Source organism: Providencia sp. M-27 (assembly GCF_011077905.1).
Classification (GTDB): domain Bacteria; phylum Pseudomonadota; class Gammaproteobacteria; order Enterobacterales; family Enterobacteriaceae; genus Providencia; species Providencia huaxiensis.
Genome location: NZ_JAALBT010000015.1, coordinates 1 through 23,021, shown reverse-complemented (window position 1 = coordinate 23,021; position 23,021 = coordinate 1). Strand labels below are relative to the sequence as shown.

Below are 23,021 nucleotides of genomic sequence, written 5' to 3'. Positions count from 1 at the left end.
AAAAAGATGAGTAAATTGAAAGAACGCTGGGACACGCTGGACGCCAAGAAAAAACGTCTTTTTGTGTTGGGGGGTACGTTTGTTGTACTGATCCCAGCTATCCTCCTGCTGATGCCTGAATCGCGCACACCTGCGGCGCGCGGGCCATCAGAGCAAGTTATTTCCAGTGTATTGACTGACACTGACACCCAGGGGGTTAGCCAGAACGCGATCGCTGCTCGCCTGCGCGCTTTAGGGGAAGCGATTGAAAAGCAAAACTCAAACATCACGGATTTGAAAAAATCCATTAACGTTGACGAAATCAACAAGCGCCTGATCGCCATTGAGCAACAACAACGCACCGACCGTATTGAACAAGAAAAGCTGAAAAAACGTGTTGCTGAAGGCTCTACCGTATTGCCTTACTCCAAATCAGTTCGGTCAAAAGACGTCTACAGCGGCGATAATAATGCTAAGCAAGGTGTAGAGAAGTTAACGTCGGACAGTGTTCACGAAAACCTGAATAACGACGGCACGCTCCAACGAGTGTACGAAAACACCCAGCAGCCGAACCCCGCTGATTTTGCTGCGGATAAAGACGCCAAAGGTAAAGACGGTAAGGCGGCACCACAAGCAACGCCGGATATTATCTCTGTGCATGAGGACATAAAAGAGGTCGCTGCCGCTGATCCTGATGATGATCCAGCATTCCAAACCTACCTCCCAGCGACCTCAATCCTGAGTGGTGTCTTCATTTCAGGTATGGATGCACCGACGTCACAGAACGCTCGCAAAGACCCCTACCCAGCGCTTATCCGCATCAAGAAAGACGCCATCCTGCCGAACCGCTTCCGTGCGGACGTGCGTGAGTGTGGCATGTTGGCCGCTGGATTTGGCGAGCTGTCGTCCGAACGCGGCTACTTCCGCTCTGAGGTGATCACCTGCATTCGTGATGATGGTGCTGTATTTGAATCTCCACTCGATGCGTATGCAGTGGGGGAAGATGGTAAGGCTGGTGTACGTGGTCGTCTGGTTACCAAGCAAGGTCAATACCTGGCGAAAGCCTTGACCGCAGGCTTTTTACAGGCTGCGTCATCGTTGTTTAGCGTCCAGAACATTCCGACTATCAACGTTACCCGCGATAACAACAGCGGTAAGAAAAACAACACGCCTTATGAGCAAGTGATGAGCAGCGAAGCCCTTCAAGGTGCTGCTATCGCTGGTGTTGGTGGAGCATTAGAACGCTTGGCCGATTTCTACATGAACATGGCCGGTGATCTGTTCCCTGTTATCGAAATCGATCCGGGTCGCAGTGTCGATTTTATCGTTCAAAAAGGTGTAACGCTGAAATTTACCCGCGTCAAGCCTAATGGCAAAGCAACGCCTACCACTTTCAATTCTAACGGGACTCACTAATTATGTGGAAAAAACGTCTTTTAGCAATCTGTGTCGCAGTAACTGGTCTGGCCGCATTGTCTGGTTGTTCGCTGGTGGATGGGAATTCAGAATACGGCTGTAAAGGTATGCCCAATGCTGTCACTTGTATGAACATCCGCGACATCCACCAGCTGACCGATGGTGATGACTACCAAGATCGCATTGATGCGGTGTCGGAACAACAGCTGTCTGGTAAACCAGTAGATCTGAAGCGAAACAGTGTTGCAGGTACCGCCGGGGCTGGTGGTGTGGCAACTGGTGGTCGTTATGTACCTGTCCCTGCTGCTACCGCAAACCCTCAGCCAATCCGTACTCAGGCACAGGTAATGCGTGTGTTGGTTGACCCTTATGAATCCGCAGACGGTGATCTGAACGTCCCTGGCTATGTGTACACCGAAATTGAACCTCGCCGCTGGGAAGTTGGCGCGTCACATGCATCGACCCGGAGTGCTGTTATTCGACCAATGAGCACGCCTCCAGTGGCGGCACAAGCCCCTCAAACACCGAGCAAATAATGCTCCAATTGAAATTAATGCAAACTGAATGATTTGATATTCCCCCTCAAATACAGTCAGTTGTGTTATAAAAGCCGCCTAGTGCGGCTTTCTTTCATTTAGGGTCTCATTGCTATTTATAAGGATTGTGATTAAAATTACAGACGCATGGTAACCATACCGCATTTTGCCAATGCTGACATTCGATGTGTGACTTACCCCTCGCATTGGATAAACCCCACTCAGACATATTGGTAAATGGATTCATGCGCAAGGCCGTTCCCCCTCGAACGGCCTTACCTTTTTCTAATCCTGCAAAAATCCCCCTTAAAGAGAACGCTGTTTTTTGACCTCGTTTTGCTGGCCTTTTCGCTGTTAATCCGCCTTTTCACCATTGAAAATGTAGCCTCATTCACAGGAGCACTCCAATGACGCTACGCAAGAAAGTATTATCCCTGATTCTGTCCGCCAGCTTCGCCGCTTCCGCTTTTGCCGGTGCAGATGTGAACGCTGATACTGTGTTTAACAACAAAGCCTTCATGAACGCGCCGAAGGAAAGCAAAGACGTCAAGCGCTTCGTTGTGCCAACCAACGGCATTATCGCGCTGGAAGTTGACGGCAAAGTCAACCTGCTGTCGTCAAATGGCCGGTACCTGTTCAAAGGCACCATGTACGACACTTGGGCCAAGAAAGACCTGACCACACTTGATGAGATCACCAAGTATGCCAGCATCATTCCGATCAAAGAGCTGAAACTGAACATCGCTGATCTTCAACCTGCCGTTTGGGGCGACGGACCTAAAAAAGTCATTCTATTCACTGACCCGAACTGCGTGCATTGTGCCGCAGCCCTTAATCAGCTGGCTGACCTAGACCCGCACGAATACACCGTTAACGTTCTGTCCCTGGGTGCCCTCGGCGAGCCAAGCCAAATCCGTAACAAAGAGCTGTACTGTGCTTCAGATCGCTACCGTGCCGACCGCGCTATTATCGCGCATGAAAAAACCAAATTTGACCAGGTTAAAGACTGTGATATGCAGGCATTGGCACGCCGCACAATCACCGCTCAGGTGTTAGGCGTCAGTATGGTGCCATTCATCATTCGAGACGACGGTGCTTTCAGCATCGGCGCACCAAAACAAGGTCTGAAAGCCTTCCTGGCTGGTCAATAAGTTCTTCTTTCTGTGGGGTTAGAATGAGCGAATCAATCATCATACAGCGTTTGAAGTCTATCAAACGCTTCTCAGATGTGTGCCCGGTTCGGGCATACGATGAGAAAAACCACATTTTCCTATGTGACAATAAATATATCGGTTTCGGCTTCCTTTGCCGTCCCTTATCCGGTACCAGCGGTAAAGAGATGCAGCAATTACAAACATTGCTGTCCTCAAATTTCCCGGCGAAAACCATTGTGCAGTTCGACCTGATTGCCAGCCCGAATATCGTTGGCAAAATTAACCAGATGGACGTTCTGCGCATGGACTGTGATGACGAAGTATTGCGCGATGCAATCTACAACCGTTCTAAGTTTCTGCTTCACAGCACCGACTATCCTATGAAGGGTACGGGTACCCGTGTCCGCAACTGTTTGTTGCTGATCACGGTGAAGGTGCCGGTGAAAAACGAATACGACATGCGAGAAGAAGAATTCAACCTGATTTCTGAATTCCGCAACACGTTTGACACCACGCTGGGGATCATGGGCTTGTGCCCTGCTACACTGACGCGCGACCGTTACATCGATGTGCTTTCTTCCATTTTAAATCAGGGGGAAACTGCTTCGTGGCGTGACCGTAATCCGCTACAAGTGCAAGACGATTTGATGATCTCTGAGCAACTGGTTGACCCTGACCGAGAGTTCTTCATTCGCAATAAATACTGTGCCTTCGGCAATCCAGAAGACGAAGACCAGCGAGGTGAGCGTCACACAGGCACAACATTTGTGCGCACATTAAGCGCCAAAAAACTACCTAAGCGGTTTTTCCCTGGGCAAGCTCAATATTTCCTCGGCGATATGATGAGCGGCGCTACTGGTATTAAATCGTCCTGCATTATCTCCATGAGCATGATCTTCTTCGACCAGCAAAACGCGAAGACCAAGTTCACGCAAAAGCGTAACTGGATCGTGCAGCAAACCGATGGGCCAATGGTGAAATGGATCCCATCGTTGAAAACTATCCGAGAAGGTTACGACCTGCTGAGTGACAAGCTGGACAACGGCGAGCCAATTTGTAAAGCCAAATTCACAGTGACTATCTTCTCAAACTCCAAAGACGGTGTATTCCGTGCTAGCCAGGAAGCGGCCAGCTACCTCAACACCTATCAATTCAAAATGATCCCGGATAGCTACTTTGTTGCGCCTATTTTCCTCTCGTCCCTGCCTATGTTCAACGAGGCTGGTGCTGAGAAATCAATGGGCCGTTACCGCACGCTGGCACTGAGTGAAGCTTTGGTTATCTCACCACTTTACGCTGACTGGCAAGGTACCAGTAACCCGGCGTTAATGCTGACTTCCCGATCGGGGCAGGTGCAGATGCTCGACCTGTTCGACTCTGATACAAACTACAACGCCTGTATTGCGGCAGAGTCCGGTTCTGGTAAGTCGTTCTTAACCAACTACATTATTACCGCTTATCGCAGTCTGGGAGCGAAGGTGTGGTGTATCGACGTAGGGGACTCGTACAAAAACATTTGTGAGACCTACAACGGGGACTACCTGGACTTCCATCCGGATAAGAAGCCATGTCTCAACTTCTTTGAACTGATTGAAGACTACTTCGGTGAAAACCCGGATAACGAAGACGGCGGTGAAGAAGACCTGATTATCGGTCTCCTATCTGTGATGGCTGCGCCTAAGGCTGGTCTGAACGACTTCGAAGAAGCTCGTATGAAAGAACACGTTGCCAATCTCGTTCGCAAGCACGGTAAAGAGACTACCGTTGATATGGTTGCGGAATCACTTCTGGCGGATGAAGAGAACGACATTAAACGTTTGGGGCACCAATTGTACCCATTCACCAGCCGGGGTCAGTACGGCAAGTTCTTCGTAGGCAAAAACAACATTGACTTCCGTAACCCGTTTACGGTTCTGGAACTGTCGCGCCTGGAAAGCTCTGAGCACCTGAAGCAGGTTGTGCTGTTACAGCTGATTTACCAAATCCAGCAAGACATGTTTATGGGCGATCGCGGCCAGATGAAAATCGTGGTTATCGATGAAGCCTGGGCTTTACTCAAAGGAAACATCGGCGCGTTCATTGAAAAAGGTTACCGCCGCTTCCGTAAATACAACGGCGCTGCCATTACGATCACGCAATCCATTAACGATATTTACAAAGATAGCGTCGGAAAATCTATCGCCGACAACTCTGCGTTTATGCTGTTACTGGGTCAGAGTGAATCTGCGATCAACGAAGCTCAGCACCACCAGCGCTTAGCACTGGATGATGCAGGGTACCGTTTCTTGAAAACGGTGCGTTCAAGCCGAGGGGTTTACTCCGAAATTTACGTTATCTCCAAATCCGGTCAGGGGATTAGCCGGTTGATTGTGGATCCGTTCTCCATGCTGCTGTACTCGACAGCGCCGGATGACGTGGCAGCTATCAGAAAACGTAAAGCACAGGGCATGTCCACCCAGGATGCCATCAATTCAATTCTTGAAGAACGACAACGAGGTATAGCCGCATGATTAAGACCGCAGCTGTTTCATTACTCTGCGGGTTTCTGGGAGCCGCCCTTTATGGGCGGTTCGTCCCTCCCGCTGCACCAACTGACTACATTGCTGTGGTTAGTTATACCGGGGCAAATGGAAAGGTTCTCAGCGACCCTCAAATCAAACTGGTTCATGCGCGCGCCGAGGCAATGGCGAAAGCTGGCTACATGGTCCTCAATGAGTCCGCTCTATACAAATATCCTGCCTATATGCAGATCCCGCAAACAGTTTCTTCGTCAGGCAACTAACCGGGGGTATCGTGGTCATGGCCGCAGCGAACTCACTTTGGAAGAAGATTTATAAGCAAAAGCGACCGTGGAAAAAACATGCTTTGCTGATGTTGCTGGTGGGGGCGATCTCTGCGCCATCAAGTTATTACGTGTTGCATCGTTTCGAAATTGGTATTGACCCTCAAAATAACCAGTGCTTACCCCCTTACCGTATTTATCTGGTAGATAAGCACGACACTACCCCCGTTAAAGGCACTACCTTTGCTTTCAGTTCGAAATACATGGGTGAGTCAGGGAAAGGCATCAAAATGGTGGACGGGGTCGGTGGGGATGCCATCTCTGTGAATGATGAAGAGACCACAGTAAATGGTTCGATGGTCGGTGAAGGCCTAGCGCTTGCCACAGAATCAGGTCACACCCCTCAAGAACTTACTCGCAATGGAGTTATCCCTGAGGGTCGGATCTGGCTTATGGGCCGAACAAAACTCAGCTTCGACTCTCGCTACTGGGGATCGGTGCCGGAAACACAAATCATAGGAAGGGCCTACCCGATATGGTAATCCAACTAAAAGTCACGAAGTTTCGCAAAGCTCTCATCGCATTGGCCGTGTTTAGTAGCATGGCCTATTCTGTCAGTGCGGCATCACTGCCTTTGACGGATTTACCCTCTCGCCCTGCTGAGGTAACGGATAATGAGAAGGCCGATATTGATAGCCTCATCCGTGTAGCAAGAGAGCAACAAAAAAATGAAGAAGCTAATGCAAAGTCAGCGCGTGAAAATAACCGCGAAATGCTTCGAAAAATGCCAGAAACGCGTACTGACAATGAAATGATAAGTGACACTGTCACTGGCGCAATTGCAGATGCTGACGTTGCGGACGGTAAACAAAACAAAATGGCCGGTGATTTTTACTATGTGCTAGTTTCTGCATCACTGTCTGATAAGGAAATTAAAGACATGATGACCGACTACGATGGCCGCAGGGATGTCTCGTTGGTTATTCGTGGCGTTACTGATAAAGCAAAATTAATGGACGAACTCACTCGCTGGCAACAGCTGGTGCTCGACTCCGGTGCAGAAGTGACAGTTAATCTGGATCCGGTCATCTTCAAAGATAATGCCGTTACCGCAGTTCCAACCATCATCCATGAGAAAGATGGTGAGTTTGTAGCCAGCGTATCTGGCATCTCGAATATCGACTTCCTGAAGGGTAAAACCGGTAAGCTGGGTACCGCAGGCCCTACGAAAGAAGTCGTGGAGCGCAGCCTGCTGGACATGATTGAAGAAGGGGTTAAAAATCTCGACTTTGAGCAAATGAAAAAAGACGCTTTGAACAACTATTGGCCTCGCCAGCGCCAGGAATTTGAAGTGTTCCCGACAGTTAAGAAGCGCGCAACCCACACCATCGATCCTACGGTAATCATTCCCCAAGATATTGTCACGCCTGAAGGGGTTGTCGTCGCTAAAAAAGGAAAGGTGAATCCGTTAGATGTGATTCCGTTCGGCCAGAAGCTGATAGTGTTTGATGCCAGCGTGCCGTGGCAGCGTGACTTTGCGCGCCATGAGTACGAAAACACGGAGCCAGGCATCAATCCCATTCTGATCACAACGAACGTATACGGTGATGGCTGGGATACGTTCAAAGATGCAGCGCAGCATTACGGTGAGAAAGCCCGACTCTACATGATCCAGCCAGGTATGTCTGAGCGCTTTGGTATTGAAGCGGTACCCAGTATCGTCACTGCTGACAGAAAAGTATTCATCATCAATGAGTACCCTGAAGCCAACTATGCTAATAAGGTGGCAAAATGAAATCCTTACACAAAAAATTAAAATCATTCAGTTTGCACCTAATCGCTGCCACGGCTGTTTCCTTATGCTTTGCAGGCAATGCAATGGCTGATAAAACAGCCGAGACTGCGCCTGCGGTGAATGAGGTATGCCGTGATAATCAACTTCTTTCCTTCAAGCTTTTTACCGACGTATGCTGGGGGTGTATTTTCCCAATCAAGGTTGCAGGAATTACAATGGGCCCCTCCGGTAAAGTGCCAGACAATGCCGCTAGTGGTATGGCGTGTGCTTGCCAAGACGGTCTTGGGGTGTATCACCCAGGCGTGCTGACAGCTATGTGGGAGCCCCGCAAAATCATCGAACTGACACGCACGCCAGGCTGCATGTCTTCGCTGGGAGGGGTTAACCTTAACCTCGGCAATAACCTTCAGTACGGCATCCAAACCGACGGCGGTGATGAAGAGCGACGTAATAAGTTTTCAATCAGCTTCTATAACGCCCACATGTACGCTCTTCCTCTGTTGCGTATGCTTGACCTGTATTTGCCGGGGCAATGTACTGCTGACCCGTACAGTGACTTTGATGTGGTTAGTTTCTCTGAGATTGACCCAACCTGGAACAACACAGCTTTGGCTTTCTTCCAGAACCCGGAATCGGCTGCGGTTGCAAACGTCGTGGCACAGCAAGCTTGTGCATTAGAGGCAGCGGCTCAATTCGCGGGGAAACAACCAATGGACTCGCTTTGGTGGTGTGCGGGCTCTTGGGGAGGGCAATACCCATTGACGGGATCGGTGCGCAGTATGGACACGACTCGAACAACCAGCTTGGCCGGTATTCGCGAGCTTGCTGTTGAACACCGTCGTGGTTTGGCTTACCGGACTATGGGGAATGATACAGTCTGCCGGTCAAAGATCTACCCGACCTTACCTAAGCAGCAATACAAACTGAATATGTTCAGTCCGACACCTGAAACCAAAGAAGGCCATGAAGTCGGTGAATCCCCATATCAGTGGCAAGGTGGAATGTATCGCTACCCCACAGGAAAAGGCCAAGACTCAACATACATGATCTATCAATGGATGGATTGCTGCCGAACTATTTAACTCGCAGTTTTGATTGAATCAGACCCTTGTATATCTACAAGGGTTTTTTATTACCACCCTATTTGTGGAGTTACCGTAATATCACATTCTTTTGAAGAACTTTGTCTGCATGAATCTTTCAATTTTTCAAAAGCGATTATGTATTCTTCAGCTGGCTTATACCCTTTAACCTTTGCTTTATTAATCAGAAAAATACCGAAATCAACATCTTTGGGAAATCCAGCACCATCTATATACATTGTTCCTAATGTAAATTCCGCCCTGGCAGAGCCTTGACCTGCGGCCTGGTGAAACCAATATCCTGCTAACCGATAGTTAACCTTACCGTTTTTTCCGAAGTAATAATGTAACGCAAGGGATTCCTGGGATTTAAGATGGTTTTGTTTGGCAGCTTTAAGAAATGATTGTTCTGCGAGGTCGAACTTACCCTCGTTCGAATACCGCCAACCTTCTTGATACAGATTTTCAAGATCGTTCGTGATTTGCGTGTGGGGGGGATTTGTATTTTGTTGCTGTGTATTTGCACCTAGGGCAGGAAGGCACAAGGAGAAAGTTAGCAGAGCAATGGCTGTCTTCTTCATAGAAACCTATTTGTTATTTTATTAATTAAATCAAACAGAGGATGCGAAGAACGTTAACAAATATTTCACTAATTGCAAGCAAGCGCATACAGAAAAGGCAGGTGGGTGGCCTGCCTTGGTGAGGGGGCTTGATGAGAGGGTAATTACGCTTCGGTATGGCTTTCGGTTTGCGTGGCTTCAGCTTCGCTTTGCTCTTTGTTCGCTGGGCTCGCAACATCTGCATTCTTGCCATTATTGTCGTTCAGTTCTTCGACAGTGGCCGATGCGTGCCGGTCAAGGGTGTTAACCATGTTGCGAATACTGTCGCGCAAGCGGGTTTTATAGTCATCCACTTCATCCTGATTAAACAGGTTGTTCAACCACAAGCGATCAAGCAGCGTTATCAGCTCATCGAAGCTACGGAACAAACGCACTACACGCATGGCATCAGGAGTACGTACTCGAATGCTGTAGTCGCGCGGGGCCGTATACGAAACCTCTTCAATACGACTCGTTCCAGAAGCCTCGGCCTCTTCAAGAACTTTAGTCAGCGTTGAAATGCCGAAGCTAATTTCTTTTTCTGGTCCCGCCAGGATTTCACTCACGGCTTTTTTGGTGCGGTCAATCGCCCCTTTTACACCGAGGCGTTCCAGTCCGGTGCTGTTAATGGTCAGATTAAACAGCGCCTTTGACATCAAATTGTAGTGGCGTTGCTGCATGCGAATACCTTCTTGCGTTTGCAGCTGGAACGGTACGGTGATCTCCGGGTTAGAGTATTCGCGGCGTTCGCGTGTAGGTGCCTGCCCTTTGTTTTGCGTAGGCTCCGGCGAACGTGTACGGTTGCCACGGTTGTTACGTTTGATTTGACCCTGCTTTGCGTTATCAGTCACTTTAGCCTTCTCTGTAGTTGCCATGATTTATCCTCACATTTAGTCGCATTTAAGCCTGACTATTTAGTCATACGAAAACGGTCAAGTCATGGGAAAAGGCCAGCATTTCGCGGAAGAAAAACAGTTCTTGATTTGACTGGTTATCTGAAGTAGGCTTTTGTAACAGCCTAGCTGATGGCCTACTCTCTTCTCAGCATAACTTCAAACGCGAACCCGTAACTTCGGTGTGAATATACCACCGCCCCCTGGTAGCCTAACTGGCTTTCCTCACGGGTTTCGCACGCCTAAATCAGGCCAGAGCATCTCTGACGTGTTCTTGTTCTTTGAACAAAACATGTCACCTTGCCGCCCTAGCAAAGGGTATTTTTGGATCTCAATCCAAACCAAAAAAATTGTTAACTTCCTCTTATCTCAACTCCTGCGTTTTGTCTGTGTCCGGACTTCGTTTTTACGATGTCTGTCGCTTTGTTTACATCCATTGAATCCTCACATTTCAGGGTGTTTCTCTGTGGCCGGACTTCGCATATAAATTTATGGTGAATATTATGTCTTCTTTCGAATTGCAAGGCTTTGTTTATATTGGCATGTTCCTCTCGTTGTTCTGGCGTCCTAAGAACGCTTCGTTCGTAGTGCCAGCTGGCATTGCTTTTTATATTTTCACGGCTGGATTTGTGCAATCCACTATTCCTTTAATCATTGCCTGTGGCTGTCTGACTCTGTCAGCTGTTGTTCTGGCTGTTCAAATCATGTCTCGTTTCTCTACTGAAGATGACGAACTTGATGAGTCTGACGATTCTGATGATTCCACCACTTCAAGCGCCAAGCGTCCTTCTCGCACTGTTATCACTGAGCACGAAGGTAAGTTGGTTTCTTTTGGTATGGCTCATTGGAAAAATGACCGTTCAAACGATATGTCCTTCTATGTTGAAATCGAAGGGCAAAATAAAGTTTGGGCTATTGGTCTTAAAAAAGCTGTCGAGAATTCTGGTGCTAAAATTGGTGACACTGTTGTTTTCTGGAAAGACTCCGAAGTGCGCACCAGTAAAGCTCAGGTTCTTGATCGCAAGGGTAATGTGACTGGTTATCGCGACCTTGAAACTGACAAACGTCGTGGTCTCTGGATCATGGAAGTTGTTAGCTGATATTCACTAATCTCTCTTAAACAAGCCCAGATTCCTGGGCTTTTAACTATTTTAAATCTATTAATTTCAAGGTGATTTATGATTATCATTAATGCTTCCACGTTCGAAAACTGTATTCGTTGTGGTAGTCCTTGTCAGTTGGAAGGCTTTGATGCTTCCCGCAATACCTATACCCTCAATTGTAATGATTGTGGATGGCATTGCTGTCACCATGAAGGTGCTGATGATTGCCCTCTTTGTATCAGTCAAAATGATGATATTGCACTTCGTGAATGCGGCGTTAAAAACCGGACTGAAGCTATCAAGTTGATGGCCAAAGTTAAATTCATGTTGGCTTCAGTAGCATGCAATATTGGTAAGAATCGATTGAGAAAAAAAGATCGTTCACGTCTAGAAGACGCATTCATGATCTTTGTCCATCTGGATGGAACGAGCTACTCCAATAGCTTTACCTATCGCGCCACCCTGGACTTCATTCATCGTCGATACCTTCAATTAGCTGCTGCGTATCATTGAGTTTCGAATGTTCTTCTATCATTTTTCATCTTAACCTCCCAAGAAACCCAGCCTATGCTGGGTTTTTTTTTGCCTTTCGATTGACCCTTACGCTCCTATCGCTTACTCTGTTCTGGCGATTACATCGCATAACTTCCGGCAATAGCCCTTAACCAAAACACCTAATTTCGGCCACCAGCGCCTCTACGAATGAATCCCGCATTCATTCTCACGGCTTTTTCATGCCTACAAAACAGAATTCGACAGCCCGGTGCCCTATAAGGCTCCGGGCTTTTTGCTGCTCGTCGAACCGGTGTTTTTCCTCACGCTGAGGAATATCAGTGCGTCCAGTCACTCTACTGGGCATTGCAATACCCTTAACTTCCCTTCCTAAACAGACTGTACCTGAGATTTAACCTCAGGCTAGTCAGGCCTTTCCAGGCATAAACTTTCTAAATATTTTAAATCTATTAATTGAGGTATTAACTATGTTCTCCAAAGCTAAAGGTAAAGTAGCGATCGACCCTCGTTATACTCCCGCTAAAAACGGTAATGACTCTGTCATTTTTTTCCGTTTGGGTTGTGAAATGAAGATCAACTCGCAAAAAGTGATTGAGTTTTTCCCTATCAAGGCTTTCGGTAAAGTTGCTGATTTTCTCCACAATACCATCAAGAAAGACTCTGAGATCTCTATCGAAGCTATCGCTCGCACAGCTCGCTATGTGAAAGATGGTTCCGATGTTCAGCGTACTGAGTTCCATGCATTCTCCGTTCACGATATTGCGACCAACCTGGTCGTTGATACGCGAATTAATGATGCTAATCCTCAGTCTTACGTTGCTCCAATCACTGCTTCGACACCAACTCAACAACCACTGCGTTCGCCTGAATTACAGGCGCGTCTGGATGCTGAGTTAGTTGTTCAGAAGATGAGTTATGACGAAGTGAAAACGATCGGTAACAAGTTCCGTGCAGCACTCCAGCAAGCACAGAAAAGTGCCGCAGCCAAGAGAGAAGCCAAACAACAGCCGCCCGCTCAACAACCTACCGTTAAGCAAACTGTGACAGCTCGTAGCAGTGCGATCTTCGTACCTTCTACAAAGCCTACCGTCACAGACCAACTCATTGCAGCTCGTGCAATGGTTAGTAATGGCAGTTATTCCGATATGCGCGGTTAATACTCCGCAGTAAACGCCACTCGTTGAGTGGCGTTTTCATATCTGTTTGGTCAATTTTTAAATCTATTAAATATGAGGTACTACCATGTCTTATTCGAACAATGCCCGTCGCGCTTATGACAACAATAACGCGAAAAGAGCCAACACTGACATCACGGTCAGAGTTGACACAGTGACCCGTCACATGATGACTCTAGGTAGTCAGTTTGAAAAGGCTGCAATGCACCCACATATCTCTTTCCAGAGAGAGTGTGTGTTTGCCAAGCACATCATTAACAACAGTGACTATCTCACTGGTATTGCGTTAACTAACCCGCGTTCTTTCGAGACTGCGTTTTTACAGTTAGCGAGTTCCGGTTTGACACTCGACCCTGCACAGAAACAGGCATATCTGGTTCCACGCAATAATCGGGTGATCTTGGATGTCTCTTATCTCGGCCTGATCAAAATGGCTACAGATGAAGGACTCTGCCAAGACATTGTTGCTGAATTGGTGTTTGAGAATGATGCAGTATTTAAGCCACAAGGTCGTCGTAATAGTCCGATCCATGAGTTTGACCCATTTGCTAGCAAAGGGGATTTGATTCTGACGGTGACGGATAAAGGTACCTTAGGCGCTCGCGGTAACTTCCGTGGTGTCTATGTGGACTTTCTCATGCGAGATGGCCGCAACCTCGTTTACTTTGTAACTGTTGAAGATTTAGCCGCTGCTCGCGCAGTTTCTGAATCTTGGAAAAAAGTTGATAAAAGAGCATTATCTCCGTGGACAACATTCCCGTGGAAAATGGTTCTGAAATCCGCCCTTAAACAAACCGTTCATTTAATCCCAGGCAACCGAACTCGAATCAGCGCAGTGATTGATTATCTCAATACCTACGGTGAAGAAGGGTTCAAGTCTTCCGCTCATGTCCCTGTTGAAGCTGCTGCTGCTGAAATGGCTCAACGTCAAGCTGCTCAGGCTGCTAACAATGATGTTGCTTCATCTCAGCCTATTGTTGCTGACGACAGTGTTATTGAGGGTGAAATTGTTGCTCATGATGACGTCGCTCCCCCTGCGCAATCGGCCCAACCCGTTGAGAAGGCATCTCAGCCTGCGTCACAGGAAGCTCAGTCAGCTCCAGTTGATGTTCAACCCAAGTCTGATGCGGGTGGATCTCAGCCAGAAGAACTTCAAGTTCCGATGTCTGAAATTCCAGGTGTTCGTCAAAGCAGTTTCAAACGAATTGCGAAACTCGTTACCCGCGCAGAAAAAACGCTGGCTTACGAAACCATGATCGCCGAACTGAAAGACGCATTTTCTTTCAACGACAGCGAATTGGCTTACGCAAAACGTCAATTGGAACAATCGCGCCGTGACCTGCTCAGTACGAAAGTTTCTGAGTCAGTTCACATGTGTGATTTTGGGATCGCAAATGACTTTGTTAATCGTCTTGCTGACGGGGAGTTTAAAGCCAGTGCAGCCCAGTGGGTTTCTTCTGTTGAAGCTGAAACTAACTCCATGCAAGTGCTCTACTCTCAAGCTCTTCAGTCCGGTCAATTCGACGAACTTGAATCTGCCTTGAATTCAGTCAAACACAAAGGTCTCAAAGAGATGTTGTGCAACCTGATTTCAACAGCTAAAGCAGCATAAAACATAACCGGCATTTATTGCCGGTTTTTTAATTTTATAAATTTATTAATGGTGATCGTATGTCTGATTCAATCTGTGAAATTGTCGATATTGAACAAGGAACTCCAGAGTGGCACAAATGGCGTAGAACAGGTGTTACGGCAACATGCTCCCCAATTCTCTTGGGTGCGCCTGGAGCTATGAAAACGCCTTATCAGTTATACCTTCAGTATGCAGGCTTGCTTGCTTCTGAAGATCTATCTGCGATTAAGCAGGTGGATGCCGGTAACAAACTCGAAGCGCTTGCGCGGTCTTACTGCGAAAGTGAATTGGGGCAAATAGCCTCACCCTTTTGCGTTCGACATGCCAAGTACCCGTTCATGATAGCTTCGCTTGATGGACAGCTCGATGACCGTTCTGTACTGGAGATCAAGAATCTCTCAGAGAAAAAACATTTAGCTATCCTCGAACAAGGTTCAGCCTCGCCGGAATTTAAATATTACTTCTGGCAGGTGCAGCATCAGTTATTCGTAACAGGTGCCCCGCAAGCTTATCTTGTTTTCTGGTCCGCTAAAGATCAGCCGAAGATTTTCCTTATCAAACCTAACCAGGGCGCTTTCACACGTTTGTTTGCTGCATGCAAAGAGTTCTGGGAACGTTTAAATCAAAAGGTAGCTCCGGCTTTTGATAAACAGCAAGACATCCTGCTGGTTTCTGATGCCGATATTCTGGCCCAAACCAGTGAATTTACTGCTCCAGATGATCTCTCTGCTCGTATCGCTGACATCCGCCGTCAAGTTGCGAATGTCCGCGCCAAAGAAGCCGAGTTTGAAGCCGTGAAAGCCCAGTTGTCTAATCTTGAAGAAACGCTTAAGGCGTCGATTCAAGGTCTTGCAACAGGTCTTGGTTTCAAAAGCACAGACCCTGTCCGTATTGATGGGTTTGGTTTTCGCTATCTGGAAAGTAAAGTCAAAGGTCGCACTAACTGGAAAATGATCGCTGAGCGTCTTAATGTGACTGCTGAGCAATATCCGGACTGTGTGACTCAGGAGTCTCTTCGCTCCAGCCTGTCTGTCTATGAGTATGAAGCTTCCCCAGAGGACAGCGTTTATATTCCACCTGAAGCCATCAAACCTGTTGTGGCAGAAGGAGATGCACTCACCGGTGTTGAAGACAATGCCTTGTTGTTGTTTTAACTCTCTCACACCCGACTTCGGTCGGGTTTTTTCTTGTTGACCCAGCTGTAAGAATTGATTATTGTAGCGGTGCGGTACACACCGCCTAACTTCTGGCAACCTGCCCCTAAACACCTAATTTCGGCCATATCGCCATTCTGAATGCGTTTACTCTCATTCACACGGCACACGCATATCTGTACCAAATTCGATAGCCCGTTGCTTTTTAAGCAGCGGGTTTTTTTATGCGTCGAAAACGGTGTTTCGTTCTCAAGCTGAGAACAACAAGTGCCTCCAGTCACTCTACTGGAACTTTGCAATACCTTAAATCTCGCCTCTTTTCTGAGGCCTTAAACCTTTTAAATCTATTAATTTTAGGAGTCTCTCCATGTCCATCGTTAATCTGACTGCATATAAAGCATCCGACGCACAACGCGAAATGGGTGTGATTGATGTTGAACGTGACATTTCACAAATCATTCGTGAAAAACTCTCGTTCAATGACTGCCCCACCGTTTCGTTAATGCAGCAACGTGCCGACGAACTAGCAGATATCGCTTTGCTGCTGTGTTCCCGTCACCAGGCTGAAGGTGTTTTGGTTTATGCCAAAACCTACTTTATGCCAACCCTGATCACCGCGCTTTCCGAGCGTGGTATTACGGCGTTTGCCACTTATGCACCTAAGTCGATTGTCTGTGAACAAGGACAAATGAGTAGCCGGTATACACATTCCAATCTGGTTTGCTGTTCTCCTGCTGCTTAATTCGACGACTCTTCACTTTTAAATTCCCTAACTCTTTTAAATCTATCTAAATTATTGAGGTAATACATGTCTACTTTTAACACTACTCTAGCTGCTGATACCCTGGTTCGTAACGTCGCAATCTCTCCGGAATTATTCGGCGTTGTCATTCCAGAACACATGAAAGCGCAGGTTAAACCGTATGCTGGTTTCGCTGCGGATAATGCATTCAGTGCTGCCATCCCTAGCCGAAATGATCATTACGTGTTTGAGCCGTCTCTGCGTGCGTCTGTCCTGATGTGGATTAACTACCCTCAGGGTCAGTCGCTGTGGATCTCCGGCCCTACAGGCTGCGGTAAAACCAGTATTGTTGAGCAAGTTGCCGCTCGACTGAACTGGCCTTTGATGAAAACAACAGCTTCTCAGGATTTGGACATTAATAGTCTTGTCGGTGGTCTTCGTCTCGTTTGCGACACAATGACCGGTGATACCCGTACAGACTTCCTTTATGGTCCTCTGGCACTTGCTTACAAATTTGGCCTCATTTTCCTTTTGGATGAATACGACCAACTTGACCCAAGCTGTGCTAACGCTTTTAACGCGATCTTAGAAGGTGGGAATCTTGTTATTCCTGAAACCAACGAAGTGATCAAAAAGCATCCTAACTTCCGTTTTGTCGCTACAGCCAACTCGATCGGCCAAGGTGATTTAACGGGTGTCTATGGTGGTGTAAAAGTGCTGAACGTCGCGAACCTCGATCGCTATATGTTCATCAACGCGAATTACATGCCAAAAGACGTTGAAACCTCGTTAATCAAGAAGTTCATTTCAGATGAAGTGCTCGCAGGTAAGTTTGTTGAAATCGCTAACATCATTCGTAAGTTGTTTGTCGGCAGTGATATCGCTGGTGATTTTAATCAGTCCAATGACAGTTCTTCTGTCAAGGTATCCGCTGTTTCGCCAGACACGCGATTGTCTGTTACGTGCTCTACTCGCTCGCTGATTGCCTGGGTTGAACGTTTCTCGCTGATGAATAAGGCCAAAATGCCTGAAGCTCTGCAAGTTTCCTTCGACTTACAAATCGGTAACCGTGCCGGTGCTGATGATAAGCGTGCTCTGCATGCCATCCTCAAAGCGGTATTCGGTTAAACCTTGTTAACACCTCTCTAAATGCAATTCTCTAAATAAATAATGGCCCATTTCTGGGCCTTTTTAATATTTTAAATTTATAAATAAAAGGTAACTAATATGTCTACGAATAACCAAACTCACACTCAAGTTTTAGACCAATTAATCCTGGTTTCTCTTTCTGAGATTTCCTGCATTAGCGGCCGTAAAAAGCTGCAACGTCAAGACTTAGGTGAAAATGCCGAACTGCCACCAGAAGTCATGGTGTCTCTTGGTTCTAAGAAAGTGATTGACCCGCAGTTGATTAACCCGTTTGAACGCTTTAAGAACAAGGCTAAGAAAGCTTGTTTGTCCTACGGTGTTGCTTTCATGGGCGGCTATGCTGTCCCAACGGATAAGGTCAATGCACTCATCGATGAACTGAAGGATGTGAAGCAAGAGTTTTATGACTACAAAAAAGAATTTTTGAAGGCTGATTTTAATGGCTGGATTAATTCATTTGAGGAAAAGTATCGTGCAATCCTTGTGCGCGATGCCGCGATTGATATCGGCTATATGGATTCCCAAATTCAATTTGGGTTTACTGCGATTCATATCACTCCTTATGGCAATGCCATCATTCAAGATGGTTTTGCAAGTCAGGTAAAAAGTCTGGCAGATGAAGTCTATGAAGACGTTGCCTCCGTTGCTGACAAGTTCTTAAAGAACCTGAATAGCAAAGATGCAATCAGTCAACACACACTGAATCCGCTACGTCGTTCTGCTGAAAAACTTCGTACTCTGGCGTTTATTGACCCCAGTGTTGAAGGTCTGTGCGAGTACATGTCTCAAGTGCTTGATAACTTACCTTTGACAGGCAAAGTTACCGGTCAAGACTACAACAATGCATTATCCCTTCTAAACAACCTCCGCGATCCACAAGCTGCTAAGTCGTTTGTATCGTTGCTTTCAAATCCGCAAGCTGATTCTGGTTTGGATGCCTCTTTGGTTCTCGACGCCTCTTTTGAGTTGCCGACTACCGATTTGGTTTCTCCACCAGCACAACCTGCTTTGGAAACAACACCAGCCACTCCTGCTGACGTGGTTCCACACACGAACGCATTCGCTGTTGCTGAAACGATTGATGATAGCTTCTTGGCCGACCTGCCACTCGACTTGCCTCCGGCCGGTCCTGTTGCAGACCCGGTTGTTACAGTGGCTGATACGTCAAGCACTGTTGAAGTTAATCAGCCTGCTGGTTCTGTTGAAGTTGTTGATGATAGCGCGCTGCTGAGTTCTTTCGTCGTTCCTGCTGCCGCTGTCGATTTGAATGCCCCGGCTTCTGCTACTCCAGTTAATCTGGATTTTGCTGATACCGATTCAGACGATGGGATCATGATGTTCTAAATCTAAGGCCCCTTTACGGGCCTTTTTTAATTTCCTAAATATGGACTTGGTTATGCAAAAGTATCTTTTGTGCAACAACGAGTTACTTGTTGAGTTTAGTAAATACGGTGAGCAGCTTCCTATGGCTTTTGCTGTGTTGTTTGGTAATACCCTGCCCTGGCTTGGTGTTTCTGAAACTGATTTCGACATCCTCCGTTTAGGCCCGTCTCACTCTCTCTACCGCTTTACCTGGCAACAGGTACTGCAAAACGCCTCGGTGACTTTGGATAGCAAAACGTTTTTTTTACGTTTGGCTGACAACGGTGACCTTCGCACCTGTTTGAAACGTCCTTAACGACTCGTTTTCGTCCTTTTAAATTTATATTAAATCTATTGTGAGGTAAGTATGGGTATTTATAACTCTCTGCCCGTCGTTGCACGCGCCCTGAGCGATCAGCTCGGAGTGAATGTAACTGTTGGTGGTTCTACGGCTTGTGCTTCTCAGCAAGGTTCTTCATTCACTATCAACATTCCTTTCTATAAGGATGCTGAAAAATTGTCTGACGTCCTTCTGGGTTATTTGGTTCACGAAGCTGCGCATGTCAAATACACAGAATTTCCGATTCTGAAAGAAGACATTCCTGCTCGTGCCAAACAAGGCTACAACCCAAGTGTTCTTGGTAAGTTGGTAAACATAACCGAAGATCTTCGTATTGAACGTGCGATAGGTCGTCGCTTTCCCGGAGTGCCTTCATTTCTCAAAGCGTTAAATCACTTTGTTTTTAATGAGGACACGAAACCAACTGATGATCCTGCTGTAGCATTTATCAACGGTTTACTCTTGTGTGGTTTCAAACGGTATCACGCACTTAACATTCCTGTTGATCAAGCCCAATCAGACTTCATTCGCTTATTCGGACAAAACATGTTTGATACAGCGATGGACATTCTCGGTTTGGCGATTAACGCGCCTTCCATTGCCGACTGTCTGGATATTTCCTGTCGTCTTTACGATCTTGCAGTAGATGCTTTTAACGATAATCAACAAGACCAACATGATCTGCCTCCTGAGACCGGTGACGATTCACAATCCGAACCAAGCAGTGATAACTCACAGCCTGGCGAAGATAATGATAGTGCTGACTCTAATGTAGATGCTGGCGATGGCTCTTCTGACGGTCAATCGTCTCAAGGTACTTCCGCTCAGCCTGGTAATGAACCTGAAAATGGTGACAGCCCTGCTTCTGGCAGTGATGTTTCCACCAGCGTTTCTACCAGCTCAACACCGTCTAAATCAGACCATTCAGACCCTTTTGCCAATGTCACTGATGATAATCTCAACGAGGTTATTAAAGGTGCTGGTGAACGCTTGAATGACTGTATTAAAGACAACGTTTCTCCAAGTGAACGCACACCTGCTGCTACCCCGTTCGGTATTGCTCCGGCTAAGCGTCACGCAACCAGAGAAGCTTCGGTTCTCCGAGGTGTTCAGGCTGCGTCTGGCCTTCGTCAGTCAATGCACGGGCTACTACAAGGTATGCAACAAACTCGTCGTACACACAAAGAAACGGGTCGTGTTATGGATACGCGTCGGCTGACTTCGGCTCTTTTAGGAGAAACCAAGTTATTCCGACACAAATCTAAAGCTGTTGAGTTCAACTCTGCCTTTACTGTTCTGCTTGATTCAAGCAGTTCATTGGGTTCTGACATGGTTGAAGCTGAAGCCGCTGTTGTCTCCTTGCTCTTTGCGTTGGACGGCATCAAAGGTGTTTCGACTTCGGCCTATCATTTCCCACATGCCACCGCAAATAACGTTGGCTTGCTAAAAGCGCGTGAACAAAGCTTCCGGGCTGCGGTTAACGCTAAGCAATTTGGTATTAGCGCAAATGGTTGTACGCCACTGGAACAAGCTTTATGGCCTGCGTTCAGTGACTTGCTAAATGCGCGCGCTGATCGCCATGTCATGGTCGTGGTCACTGATGGTAAGCCCGATAACTCCGGGCCTGTTATTCAGATGGTTAATGACGCGAAAAAAGAAGGTGTGATTGTTATTGGTATTGGCTTCGGCGGTGCTAATTCAAACATTATGACTTCTCTATTCGATGATACTGGTGTTGCTGTAGGTTCTGTCTCTGCCCTTCGCGGAAAGCTTCTCGAAGTCTCCCGCAAAGCTTTAACTCGTTAATTTTAAAACCTTCCTAAACAAATCCTTAGCCTCCTGCTTTGCATGAGGCCGGGTTTTTAATTCCTAAATTTATTTTAAATCTATTAAAGGTGATCAAAATGACTATGTCCAAAAATGCATTTGCTCATGAAAATCAGCTGTCCTTCAACGAACTGTTTGAAGCTGACGACCGGACTTATGAAGCAATTTGCGCTGCCAAAGATGATCGTTATGAATTGCGTTATTCGCAACAGATGGCTTACGAAATTATTCGTGACTCTCTGTACATCATGACGGCCCCCAGAAGCAACGTTGAACAGCGTGTTGATGAAATTCTCTGGATCTTCTCTGATAAAAATCAGTCGGATCTGTGCTCTTTCACTAGCTGCTGCTTCTTCGCCAAACTGGACCCAGAAGAGACTCGTATGAGTGTTCTGCATCGCTGGAAGCATGACCTGGCTGAACAAGATCGTTTAATTCAGTCGAACCACTACGATGCGCCATCAAATATGGACTTCGTTGAATCACAGCGTCGCGGTTTCGAAAAATACAAGAAGGCGTTCTATCACTACTACCCGAACGAAGCTGCTCGGAAGTGTGCATAACCGCTTAAAGAATAACGCTGGCATTTGTCAGCGTTTTACTTTCTCTTGGAGATATTCATCATGGCTAAATATATTAATTTTGATACTTCTGTCGTTGAACCACAAAGCGGCTTTACCGTTGAAATGATTGATGACCTCATTGGTTACGTGCATGGCAATTCACCAAAGCGTAGTGTTAGTTTGTTTGAAAACCTACCCGTTTTTGAAGAGTCTTTCGTGATCAATACGTACCACCCAATGGCCCCGGATTCACTAGAAATACACTTCTTCCGTGATGAGACAGGTAATTGGTGGCCGTACATGACCGTTGATGCACTGTGTTTAGTGCATACGTTAACGACATACGGCTACGGTCTGATGGGCTCAGAGGGTTAAGCAATGCTGATACCTTATGTGTCTTTCACATCAAATAAACGGTCATATTTAATCCGCGAAACCTCAATTTCTCAGTCCTGGCCTGATAGTCGCCATGCTGATGTTGAGACCTTTGTGCTCTCTACTGGCAAAGTGCTTCGCGCCACCAACATTAAACGTTTTAACTTCATCGATATTGCTGCACATCAGGATCCTATTCCTGTCACAGTAAACGATAATATTAACTTCTGAAAAGCAAAGGCCCCGTAGCGGGCCTTTCGTTTTGGTGAACTGTATGAGTGCTTGTGCATTGATTGAATACAATAACGCTTCCGCGAAACTGCGTGGCGTTGTCGTTCCGGGTGATGAAGCTTGTATTAAATATGCTTTATCACGTTGGGCAGTGATTGCATTTCGTATCCGCAATACAGACGACAAATTCACCCGCATACCGGTTGAGGATTGGATGGAAGGCATTCAGGCAACTGTTAGCCCCTCCCCTGCTCGCGAACGCATTCTGGCCGCATTGGCTCGTTGCAAGCCCGGTATCTTTTAATTTTCTAAATTCATAAATCTATTAAAGAGGTACGTATGTCTCATTCTGTCGAATTGAGCATTTACGGATTCGTATCTGAAAAGATGCGCCTTTGGCCCACTTCTGATGTTCAGGAGCAAGCTGACTTGGCGTTAATTCATTCCGATATGTTAACTGTGAAATTGCTTAACGATCGTGGACTTGGCATTGCCAATACTGCGTTTGGTATTAATCAGGGCACTGTTGCAAATAGTCGGTGGTGATAAACTTATCATCCCCTTTTGCTGATGGAGCTGCACATGAACCCATTCAAAGGCCGGCATTTTCAGCGTGAC

24 protein-coding genes are annotated in these 23,021 nt (G+C 46.7%); 22 read left to right on the top strand and 2 right to left on the bottom strand.

Annotated elements, in window-relative coordinates; translation table 11 throughout:
• Nucleotides 1-6: 6 nt before the first annotated feature.
• The 8 genes from G6Q48_RS17570 to G6Q48_RS17535 all read left to right on the top strand — a co-directional run bounded on the left by G6Q48_RS17570 (nt 7) and on the right by G6Q48_RS17535 (nt 8,744).
• Complete coding sequence (locus tag G6Q48_RS17570; RefSeq protein ID WP_052219380.1) at nt 7-1,395, top strand: TrbI/VirB10 family protein; 1,389 nt, start codon at nt 7-9, stop codon at nt 1,393-1,395.
• A 2-nt stretch (nt 1,396-1,397) separates the two neighbouring features.
• Entirely contained in the window at nt 1,398-1,931 is a 534-nt protein-coding gene (gene traV / locus G6Q48_RS17565) for a type IV conjugative transfer system lipoprotein TraV (protein ID WP_042847246.1), read from the top strand.
• Nucleotides 1,932-2,338: 407 nt separating this feature from the next.
• Nucleotides 2,339-3,082 carry a DsbC family protein gene (locus tag G6Q48_RS17560; protein WP_042847243.1) on the top strand — a complete coding sequence of 248 codons (744 nt, stop codon included), beginning with the start codon at nt 2,339-2,341 and terminating at the stop codon, nt 3,080-3,082.
• A gap of 23 nt (nt 3,083-3,105) precedes the next feature.
• A complete protein-coding gene (gene traC / locus G6Q48_RS17555; RefSeq protein WP_042847241.1) occupies nt 3,106-5,595 on the top strand; it encodes a type IV secretion system protein TraC in 2,490 nt (829 codons plus the stop codon).
• Nucleotides 5,592-5,867, top strand: coding sequence for a hypothetical protein (locus G6Q48_RS22880; protein WP_042847240.1), 276 nt, complete (start codon nt 5,592-5,594; stop codon nt 5,865-5,867). The genes traC and G6Q48_RS22880 overlap by 4 nt, the downstream gene beginning before the upstream one ends.
• Before the next feature lie 89 nt (nt 5,868-5,956).
• The gene (gene lepB / locus G6Q48_RS17545) at nt 5,957-6,409 is read left to right on the top strand and encodes a signal peptidase I (protein ID WP_226617185.1); all 453 of its coding nucleotides are present in this window, start codon (nt 5,957-5,959) and stop codon (nt 6,407-6,409) included.
• Nucleotides 6,403-7,662, top strand: coding sequence for a TrbC family F-type conjugative pilus assembly protein (locus G6Q48_RS17540; protein WP_173424828.1), 1,260 nt, complete (start codon nt 6,403-6,405; stop codon nt 7,660-7,662). The genes lepB and G6Q48_RS17540 overlap by 7 nt, the downstream gene beginning before the upstream one ends.
• A complete protein-coding gene (locus tag G6Q48_RS17535; RefSeq protein WP_226617178.1) occupies nt 7,659-8,744 on the top strand; it encodes a TraU family protein in 1,086 nt (361 codons plus the stop codon). The genes G6Q48_RS17540 and G6Q48_RS17535 overlap by 4 nt, the downstream gene beginning before the upstream one ends.
• A gap of 50 nt (nt 8,745-8,794) precedes the next feature.
• Here G6Q48_RS17535 and G6Q48_RS17530 read toward each other — a convergent pair whose 3' ends face one another.
• The gene (locus G6Q48_RS17530) at nt 8,795-9,325 is read right to left on the bottom strand and encodes a tetratricopeptide repeat protein (RefSeq protein ID WP_042847238.1); all 531 of its coding nucleotides are present in this window, start codon (nt 9,323-9,325) and stop codon (nt 8,795-8,797) included.
• A 143-nt stretch (nt 9,326-9,468) separates the two neighbouring features.
• Entirely contained in the window at nt 9,469-10,218 is a 750-nt protein-coding gene (locus tag G6Q48_RS17525; RefSeq protein WP_052219379.1) for an AcaB family transcriptional regulator, read from the bottom strand.
• A gap of 647 nt (nt 10,219-10,865) precedes the next feature.
• Here G6Q48_RS17525 and G6Q48_RS22875 point away from each other — a divergent pair.
• The 14 genes from G6Q48_RS22875 (at nt 10,866) to G6Q48_RS17455 (ending at nt 22,707) form a co-directional block, all read left to right on the top strand.
• A complete protein-coding gene (locus G6Q48_RS22875; protein WP_162762202.1) occupies nt 10,866-11,336 on the top strand; it encodes a hypothetical protein in 471 nt (156 codons plus the stop codon).
• A 78-nt stretch (nt 11,337-11,414) separates the two neighbouring features.
• The gene (locus G6Q48_RS22870) at nt 11,415-11,852 is read left to right on the top strand and encodes a hypothetical protein (RefSeq protein WP_042847236.1); all 438 of its coding nucleotides are present in this window, start codon (nt 11,415-11,417) and stop codon (nt 11,850-11,852) included.
• Between the two features lie 467 nt (nt 11,853-12,319).
• Entirely contained in the window at nt 12,320-13,009 is a 690-nt protein-coding gene (locus G6Q48_RS17510; RefSeq protein ID WP_052219378.1) for a single-stranded DNA-binding protein, read from the top strand.
• 85 nt (nt 13,010-13,094) lie between these two features.
• On the top strand, nt 13,095-14,639 hold the full coding sequence (locus G6Q48_RS17505; protein ID WP_042847235.1) for a recombinase RecT: 1,545 nt from the start codon (nt 13,095-13,097) through the stop codon (nt 14,637-14,639).
• A 59-nt stretch (nt 14,640-14,698) separates the two neighbouring features.
• Nucleotides 14,699-15,814: a lambda-exonuclease family protein gene (locus G6Q48_RS17500; RefSeq protein WP_052219377.1), complete on the top strand. Its 1,116-nt coding sequence runs from the start codon at nt 14,699-14,701 to the stop codon at nt 15,812-15,814.
• Nucleotides 15,815-16,181: 367 nt separating this feature from the next.
• The gene (locus tag G6Q48_RS17495; protein WP_042847234.1) at nt 16,182-16,556 is read left to right on the top strand and encodes a hypothetical protein; all 375 of its coding nucleotides are present in this window, start codon (nt 16,182-16,184) and stop codon (nt 16,554-16,556) included.
• A 66-nt stretch (nt 16,557-16,622) separates the two neighbouring features.
• A complete protein-coding gene (locus G6Q48_RS17490) occupies nt 16,623-17,684 on the top strand; it encodes an AAA family ATPase (RefSeq protein ID WP_042847233.1) in 1,062 nt (353 codons plus the stop codon).
• 99 nt (nt 17,685-17,783) lie between these two features.
• Complete coding sequence (locus G6Q48_RS17485) at nt 17,784-19,049, top strand: DUF3150 domain-containing protein (RefSeq protein WP_052219376.1); 1,266 nt, start codon at nt 17,784-17,786, stop codon at nt 19,047-19,049.
• Between the two features lie 52 nt (nt 19,050-19,101).
• Entirely contained in the window at nt 19,102-19,383 is a 282-nt protein-coding gene (locus tag G6Q48_RS17480; protein ID WP_042847232.1) for a hypothetical protein, read from the top strand.
• Between the two features lie 51 nt (nt 19,384-19,434).
• The gene (locus G6Q48_RS17475) at nt 19,435-21,213 is read left to right on the top strand and encodes a VWA domain-containing protein (RefSeq protein ID WP_166267788.1); all 1,779 of its coding nucleotides are present in this window, start codon (nt 19,435-19,437) and stop codon (nt 21,211-21,213) included.
• 98 nt (nt 21,214-21,311) lie between these two features.
• Nucleotides 21,312-21,797 (top strand): hypothetical protein, encoded by a 486-nt coding sequence (locus G6Q48_RS17470; RefSeq protein ID WP_042847230.1) that lies wholly within the window; start codon nt 21,312-21,314, stop codon nt 21,795-21,797.
• A gap of 60 nt (nt 21,798-21,857) precedes the next feature.
• The gene (locus G6Q48_RS17465) at nt 21,858-22,172 is read left to right on the top strand and encodes a hypothetical protein (RefSeq protein ID WP_042847229.1); all 315 of its coding nucleotides are present in this window, start codon (nt 21,858-21,860) and stop codon (nt 22,170-22,172) included.
• Nucleotides 22,173-22,175: 3 nt separating this feature from the next.
• Complete coding sequence (locus G6Q48_RS17460) at nt 22,176-22,403, top strand: hypothetical protein (protein WP_042847228.1); 228 nt, start codon at nt 22,176-22,178, stop codon at nt 22,401-22,403.
• 43 nt (nt 22,404-22,446) lie between these two features.
• Nucleotides 22,447-22,707 carry a hypothetical protein gene (locus tag G6Q48_RS17455; protein WP_042847227.1) on the top strand — a complete coding sequence of 87 codons (261 nt, stop codon included), beginning with the start codon at nt 22,447-22,449 and terminating at the stop codon, nt 22,705-22,707.
• The last annotated feature ends 314 nt before the right edge of the window (nt 22,708-23,021 follow it).